Source organism: Actinosynnema sp. NPDC023794 (genome assembly GCF_040639675.1).
GTDB classification, from domain to species: domain Bacteria; phylum Actinomycetota; class Actinomycetes; order Mycobacteriales; family Pseudonocardiaceae; genus Actinosynnema; species Actinosynnema luteola.
In genome coordinates this window covers 1-7,222 of sequence record NZ_JBFAFR010000079.1, presented here as the reverse complement: position 1 = coordinate 7,222, position 7,222 = coordinate 1, and the positions used below count along the sequence as shown (strand labels likewise).

Here is a 7,222-nt window from a genome sequence, read left to right as displayed (position 1 = left end):
GAGCAAACCGGAGAACCTGCCCGGGGATCATCGCCGCCATCTCGACGACCTGATCACCAGCTGCCCGCCGATGACGACGCCCGCCCAACGGATCCGCGAGTTCGCCGTGCTCCTCACCCGCCGTCGAGGCCAGGACCTCAATGCCTGGATCGACACGGTCCTGGCCGACGACCTGCCCGCCCTTCACCGCTTCGTCCACGGTCTGCGCAAGGACAACGACGCCGTGGTCGCCGGACTTACCCTGCCCCACAGCAACGGCCCCACCGAAGGAGGCGTCAACAAGATCAAGCTCCTCAAGCGGCAGACCTACGGGCGAGCGAGCTTCGCCCTGCTGCGCAAGCGAATCCTGCTCAACCAACAACCGCCCCGGATCCGCTCGCTTGCCCTTGACCTCAAGTCGTTGATCACGCGATCAGCGACAGAACCGCTCGTTTGACAGACCCGATCCACGGCGTCCGATACAGCCCGCAGGACAACCCCGTCGAACGCGTCTGGGCCGGACTCGAACACCGGATCGCCAACACAGCACCCGCCACCATGGCCGACCGCGTTCGACAAACGCACGCCTACTTCCGCGACCGCACCGATGAACAGGTGGTCACCACCGCCGCACCCTGGACCTCACCCTGGCTCCCCGAGGGTTGCGGACAAGACTTCTGATCACGTGCTCAGCTGCCAGCTACCCGCGCACGACGGCTGCGCGACGCGGCTCCTGGGCGTTCACGCGGAAGAGGCGGGTGGGCGCCGGTGATCGCCGGCGCCCACCCGGTTCTCACGGGTTCGGCACCAGCGCCTGCCCACCGTCGCCCAGTGCGGTGACGGTGCCGAGGTCCGGGCCCTGGACGGGCCGCAGCGCGGGAATGCCGCTGGGCGGGGTGCCGAGGTCTCCGCTGGAGTTCGAACCCCACATCCAGAGCCGACCCGAGGCGTCGAGCACCTGCCCGCCGTAGACGTGGCTGACGACGTCGACCGCGCCGGTGATGCCGTCAACGCGCACCGGCACGTTCTTGACGCAGTCGAAGCAGTCGCTCCCGTCGCCGAGCGCGCCGGACGAGCCCTCGCCCCACGACCACACCGTGCCGTCGTTGCGCACTGCGTAGCCGTTGTAGCTGTCACCGTCGATCTCGACCACCCCGGTCAACCCGGAGACGCGCACCGGGACCCGGGAGAAGTCGACGGTCGTGCCGTTGCCGAGGGCGCCGCCGTAGTTGTCGCCCCACGCCCACGCGGTGCCGTCCGCGGTGACGGCGAACGCGGTCGTCCCACTCGCGGCGATCTTGACGACACCGGTGAGCCCGCTGACCCTGGTCGGCACGCTCGACGACGCGGAGGTGGACCCGGTGCCGAGCTGGCCCCGGTGGTTCCAACCCCACGCCCAGACCGTGCCGTCGTTGCGCAACGCGTAACCGGTTTCCCAACCGCCCGCGATGGCGGTGACACCCGTGAGCCCGGGGATCTGCCGGGGTTCCGCCGGGTGGGCACCCACGCCGAGGCCCCGCGCGCCGGAGCCGTCGCTGCCCCAGGACCAGACGGTCCCGTCGCCCCGCAACGCGTAGTGGTTGCCGGCCCACGCGTCGGCGACCGCGACGGCCCCGGTGAGCCCGGTCACCCGCACCGGAATCGGGACGACGGCGGAGGCGTACCAGGCTTCACCGAAGTACGGGCCATTGCCGCCCCAAACCCACACGGAGCCGTCGGCCAGCGCCGCGGTGTTCGACGCCAGCGACACCACGCCGGACAACCCGTGCAGCGGCTTCGGCAACGACGAGGACGTCGTCGTCCCGTTGCCGAGCTGCCCGTGGTTACCACCCCACACGTAGGCGCAGTCGCGGAGGCACGGCACGGGCGGCACCGAGAAGTACCCGGCCAGGTCCACGGCGACGTGAGTCTCACCCGCGTTGTTGTAGGTGTAGAAGCGCGACTCGTGGACGTCGTACTGGATCACGACCACAGCGAGGTTCGCCGCCGTCTGGCCGCGCGCCAGGTTCAGGTTGGACGTGTCCGGCCGATCGCGGTCGAGCTGCCAGGCCGTGACGTGCGTGTCGGCCGTCGGCGCGATCCCGGTCATGTTGACCACGGCGCCGATGGCCTCCGCCGGCACCGCCGCGTCGGGCATGACACCCCGGGACCGCTGCGGCCCGATGGGCGTCGAGTTCTGGTTGCCGTTCCCGGTGCCGTTGCGGGTGTCGAAGATCCGCCGCGGTGCGACCGGGGTGAACACCGCCCCGTACTCCGGCGTGTAGAACCCCTGGATGTCGACGACCAGGTCGAGCTCACCGGCGTTGTTGTACAGGTTCACCAGCCGTCCCGCGCCCAGCGCGACGGTCGTGAGGTTCGGGTTGGTGCCGCCGATCGGCACGTTGACCGTCGAGGCGGTCGGCCGGGCGGTGCCCGCGGGCCACGCCGTGACGTAGGTGTTCGCGGTGGCGCGGGCGGCCGTCACGTTGAGCACGACCGCGGTCGCCGAGGCGGGCACGGTCCGCGACAGGTCCAGCGTCGTCGTGCCCCCCGGCCCGACGTGCCCGCCGCGGTACTCGTCCATCACACGGGACGCCCGCACCGGGATGAACTTCGACCCGCCCGAAGTCGCGTAGTACCCGGCCAGGTCGGCGATGACGTGCGTGCTGCCCGCGTTGTTGTACAGGTCGACCACGCGGTCCGCCCCGACCGCCACCGTCACCGAGTTCGCCCGCGTCTCGCCCGCCCGGAGGTTGAGGTTCGACACCACCGGCCGGGCCTGGCCGTGCGGCGAGACCGTGACGTAGGTGTTCGCGGTCGGCTCTGTGCCGGTCAGGGTGAACACCACCGCCGTGGCCGACGCAGGCACCCGCCCGGTCAGGTCGAGGGAGATCGTGCCCGCGGTCCCGATCGGCCCACCCCCCGAACGGGTGTCCAGCACTCGGGTCGGCGACAACGCCGTGTAAGTCGACCCTGCGGCGGCCTGTGCCTGAGCCACCGCGGGGAAACCGGCCGGAACGACCGCCACCAGGGCAGCCGCCGACAGAACAGCGGTGAGGAACCGCATCGGACACCCCTAAGATCACGGATCCCCCGACCCGCGTGGGACGCTACAGCTCAGATCCCGACGGCACACCACCTTTCGACGAGTTCACGCGGGCGCAGGCGGGCCGCGCGGAGACGCAGGTGTCCGCGGCCACGCCGACGACGGTCACGTCGAGCACCCTTGTCGTCAGCCACGGCGGCGGTCACGTTGAGCGCCACGGCCGTCGGCCAGGGCGGCGGCACCAGCCGGCACGACCGCGCCGGAGGACGCGTCTGCGACCTTCTCCCAGGCGGCGAGGCTGATCATGGTGCGCGAGCGTTGCGGCAGGGTCTCGTGGTGTGGACGAACGACCTCGGGGCCGGGCGCCGTCCTGGGCCGGGGTGCGGAGCTGGGCCGCCGGCACCCTCAACCCGGCCCTGTCGCCAACCAGCGTGACCTCTCCGTCGGCCGGGTCGTGCTCGACCGACAGCGCATACCGCTCAAGCCAGAGGGCGGCGTGCCCGCGCTCGGGCTGATAGACCGGACCTGCACCACGACGTCCACCACAACCCGTCCTGGTCCAAAGCGACAGCTCCTCGGGACGGTCTGGCAATCGGGGTGGACAGGCTACCCGCGTGCCGATCGTCAGGACGCGATGCAGCTGACCATCGGGGTGTGCGGGTGCGGGCTGCCGGACACGGTGAAGCCGATCGTCGCGGTGTCCTGCGGCGTGAGCACGCCGTTCCAGTCGGCGTTGCGCACGTTCGCCGTCCGGCCGAGGTCGTAGGCGGCGCCGCCCCAGAGGTTGGTGACCACCTGCTCGGGCGCGAGCGTCCACTGCACGTTCCAGGTGGTGATCGGCGAGCCGGCCGTGACGACGACCTCGCCGAGCAGCCCACCCGGCCACGTGCTGACCAGGCGGTAGACGGCGGTGCACCGACCGGTCGGTGCCGGCGTGGTGCTGGAGGGCGGGTAGTCCGTCGGGTGGGTGATCGAGGAGGTGTTCGTCGGGGTGGGTTGCGCAGTGGCGCCGGACTGGCCGGCGACGACGAGCAAGCCGGCGAGAGCCGCCAGCAGCGTCAGCACGAGGCCGGCCGCTGTCGACCCGCGTTTCGGACGAGCGGAGGTGTTCATGTCGGGAGGTCCTTCCTCCGGTGGGGGATGCCGGCGGCGCATCCGAGGCGACTGTGGCCCACGCTCAGGATCAAGGTGGAGTCCCGACGTCGTCAAGGGACGGGCGCGCGCCGAGGTCCGACGCCCTCGACACATCCACAAGCCTGTGCCGCTCGAAAGTCATCGTTGCTTGTCAAGCGATATGTCTGGACTCGTTGAGGATGCCGCCGAGGACGCGGGTGCGGAGCGGTCTGTGGGTGTCGAGGTCGTGTACCGCGGCGGGGTGTAGCTGGGTCTCGGGTGGTAGTTGGTCGTGGGCTTGGTGGGGTCGGTGTCGGTTGCAGTGGTCTTCGTAGGTCGTGAGGACTTGTCGTGCGTGGCTCTCGCCGGTGATCAGGATGTGGTCGAGGGCTTCGCGTCGGATGGTGCCGATGACCTGTTCGCAGTGGGCGTTCATCTGCGGTGCCTGTGGCGTGCTTTCGATGATGCGGAGGTCGTCGGCCCGCAAGACGGCGTCGAACACCTGGCTGTACTTGCCGTCGCGGTCGCGGAGCAGGAAGCGGAGGGACTCCATGCGCGTTCCGAGGTCGGCGGCGAGGTTCCTGGCCTGCTGGGTCGTCCACTCCGGCGTCGGGTGAGAGGCGAGGCCGGTGATGTGCAGGTGGCGGGTGCCGTGTTCGAGGAAGGCCAGTGCGTACAGGCGCCTGCCGAGCACGGTGTCGAGGTGGAGGAAGTCCGCCGCGATGACGCCCTGGGCCGGGCGGTGAGGACTCCCGCCAGGTCGGACCGGCGTAGCGGGGGCGATGCCTGCTTCGTGCAGGATCTGCCAGACCGTCGAGTGGGCGATGTGATGGCCGAGTCGGGCCGGTTCGGCCCTGGATCCGTCGATGACCCCACTGCGGGTTCTCCTTGGCGAGCCGCAGCACGAGCGACTTGATCACCGCTCGCGTCGGTGGACGTCCGGTACGTCGACGCGCGGAGTGGTCCACTTGCGGGCCACGAGTGTGCGGTGCCGGGCGAGCAGGGTGCCCGGCGTGCCCAGGAAGATCTCTGACCGACGTCGACGATCCACTACCCCGGAGAGGGCGGCGAACCAGAGCCGGTCCGCGGGCTCGTGGTGGATCGGACCCGCGAGTTGCCGACGAAGGACCGCGTTCTCGTGCCGCAACACGAGCAGTTCGGCGTCCTTATCGAGCCGAAAGTGTTCAGTTTCCTACATGATGGCGTAGTGGACGTGTGAGGAAGCGCCACGGGTCCACGCCCACCGCGCCACGGATCGGCACGCTGGGAACGAGCTTCGGTGTGCGCGCGATCGAAGACCTTGACCGGTCGTGGCGGCGACGGCGTGGACGTCGCAATGCCCCGGTGCGGGCGTGGCGCGGTTGCCCGGCATAGAGCGTAGCACCGCCGAAGCGGAGCGGCGCGGGCCCGACCCGGGCACGGCGGCAGGGGAGGAGTGGCTAGGCTGTGCGGCGGCAGTCGCGCCACGCCCGCGCCGTGTCGGTTACGCCCACGCCGTACCGACGTCGTCGGCCAAGGTCTTTGATCGCGCATCGCAGTCGTCGTGTCCGGACCTTTCCCGGCGCGGAGCGTGGGCAGCCGTGCCGTTCGGAGCCTTGGGCATGACCGTCAACGACCCCTTCAAAACACGTGTGCGCTCCCGGATGGCCCGCACGCGGGAGAACTACACCACTGCCGCCACCGCGTTGCGGCGCGCCGACGCGGCAGGGCCTGGTTCGGCGGCGCGTCTGCACGGCGATCTCGCCGACGCCTTCCACGCCGCCGGGTGGCCGGTGCAGGTCGAGGAGTTCCCGATCGCCGGCGGGCTGCGCCTGCACGCCGGCCCCGCCACGCTGTCGGTGGGCCGCGACGGAGCGGGACGTCCGGCCTCTGGGCCGGAGCACCCCGACGATCCGCGGGTAGTCGATCCCGACTCGCCGTTGCGGATCGTGCTGTGGGCGCCGCTGGGAGGAGCGTGGCAGAGGTCGTGGGATCGTCGCGTCGGGATCGACGGCCGGATCCTGCCCACCGACCGGCCTGCACGGGAACTGGTCGCGTTGACCGACTCGCTGATCGCCGCCGCCCGCGCCGACGACACCGCCGACGCCCCGGATGACGCGGAGTGCGGCATCTGCGGCGACTCCCATCCCGCCGCGGCGTTGATCACGCCGACGTCCACCTGCGTGCCGGTGTGCCCCTGCTGCGTGTTCGACGGCGACGTCGTTTACGCGCCCGACGCGGTCCGTGTCGCCGCAGCGATCGACCGGGGCGACACCGCCGGCTTGACCCTGCCTGCGGGGTGGAGCGCGGTCGGCGTGCTTCTCAGCTGCTTGGCGGGCATGGACCCGGGCCCTCGGCTCGACGTCCCGGGATGGGACCGCGAGGTGCCGTTTCCGCCGCGTGAGCGGTGGCGGGATCCGTTGGAGGCGTGGATCTGGCTGCCTGCCGCGCCCCACCGGCCCGTCGCGCTGGCGCGGTTGGGCTGCGGGGCACGGCTGGGCAGGGTCGTGGACGAGCTGCGTCGAACCCACCCAGGTCTGCGCGCGATGTTCCGCACGCAGGAGCACCGTGTCCATCTTGGCCGCGACGAACCGGACGAACCCGCGGCCGGTGACTCCTGGCGCGTACCCGAGCAGATCCTCGACCGGCTGTGGCCGGCTGCTGTGGCCTACGCGGTCGCCTTGACCACCCAAACCGTCGAACGACCCGGACACAGGCCGGCCTGGCACGTGTTCCACTCGCTGGAGCTGGCCGACCTCTTCACTGGCCCGCACCGGGATGCCGCCGGGGTTCACACCGAGACCGTCCTGTACCTGGGGATCCGCCTGATCTGCGCCGCGCTGGGCCAGGAAGTGTGAGGCCGCTTCTGCTGTCGGATGGGTGAGGTCGCCTGCGTCCACGCTGCCGTCGGCGCCTCTACGCGGGGGAAGGACGGCGCAGCCGGACGGTGGGAGCGGCGGCCCTCGCCGGTGCCGTCCGGTTCGGCGGTGGGGGGGCCGGGGGGGCGGCCCCCCGGGCCCCCCCGCCGGGGGGGCCCCCCGCGGGGCCCGCCCCCACCTCCCGCCCCCCCCGCGGCCGGTCCGCCGGCCACCGCCGGACCACCTGCCGCAGCAACTCCTGGACCAC

The 7,222-nt window shown here is 71.4% G+C and carries 5 protein-coding genes and 1 pseudogene; 3 read left to right on the top strand and 3 right to left on the bottom strand.

Annotation, left to right across the window (positions count from 1 at the left end):
• Both AB0H12_RS44895 and AB0H12_RS44890 read left to right on the top strand, forming a co-directional pair.
• Positions 1–436 (top strand): transposase (locus AB0H12_RS44895; protein WP_499632825.1); only part of this gene is annotated, 436 nt, incomplete at its 5' end.
• An 8-nt stretch (positions 437–444) separates the two neighbouring features.
• A pseudogene (locus AB0H12_RS44890) lies at positions 445–660 on the top strand (IS630 family transposase); the annotation flags it as partial.
• A 112-nt stretch (positions 661–772) separates the two neighbouring features.
• Here AB0H12_RS44890 and AB0H12_RS44885 read toward each other — a convergent pair.
• From AB0H12_RS44885 to AB0H12_RS44875, 3 genes are all read right to left on the bottom strand, one after another.
• On the bottom strand, positions 773–3,025 hold the full coding sequence (locus tag AB0H12_RS44885; protein ID WP_499632822.1) for an RCC1 domain-containing protein: 2,253 nt from the start codon (positions 3,023–3,025) through the stop codon (positions 773–775).
• 603 nt (positions 3,026–3,628) lie between these two features.
• Positions 3,629–4,117: a cellulose binding domain-containing protein gene (locus AB0H12_RS44880; protein ID WP_499632819.1), complete on the bottom strand. Its 489-nt coding sequence runs from the start codon at positions 4,115–4,117 to the stop codon at positions 3,629–3,631.
• A 172-nt stretch (positions 4,118–4,289) separates the two neighbouring features.
• Positions 4,290–4,811 (bottom strand): integrase core domain-containing protein, encoded by a 522-nt coding sequence (locus AB0H12_RS44875; protein ID WP_499632816.1) that lies wholly within the window; start codon positions 4,809–4,811, stop codon positions 4,290–4,292.
• A 616-nt stretch (positions 4,812–5,427) separates the two neighbouring features.
• Between AB0H12_RS44875 and AB0H12_RS44870 the strand changes: the two genes are divergently transcribed.
• Positions 5,428–6,954, top strand: a complete 1,527-nt coding sequence (locus tag AB0H12_RS44870; RefSeq protein WP_499632813.1) for a hypothetical protein — start codon at positions 5,428–5,430, stop codon at positions 6,952–6,954.
• Positions 6,955–7,222 lie beyond the last annotated feature (268 nt).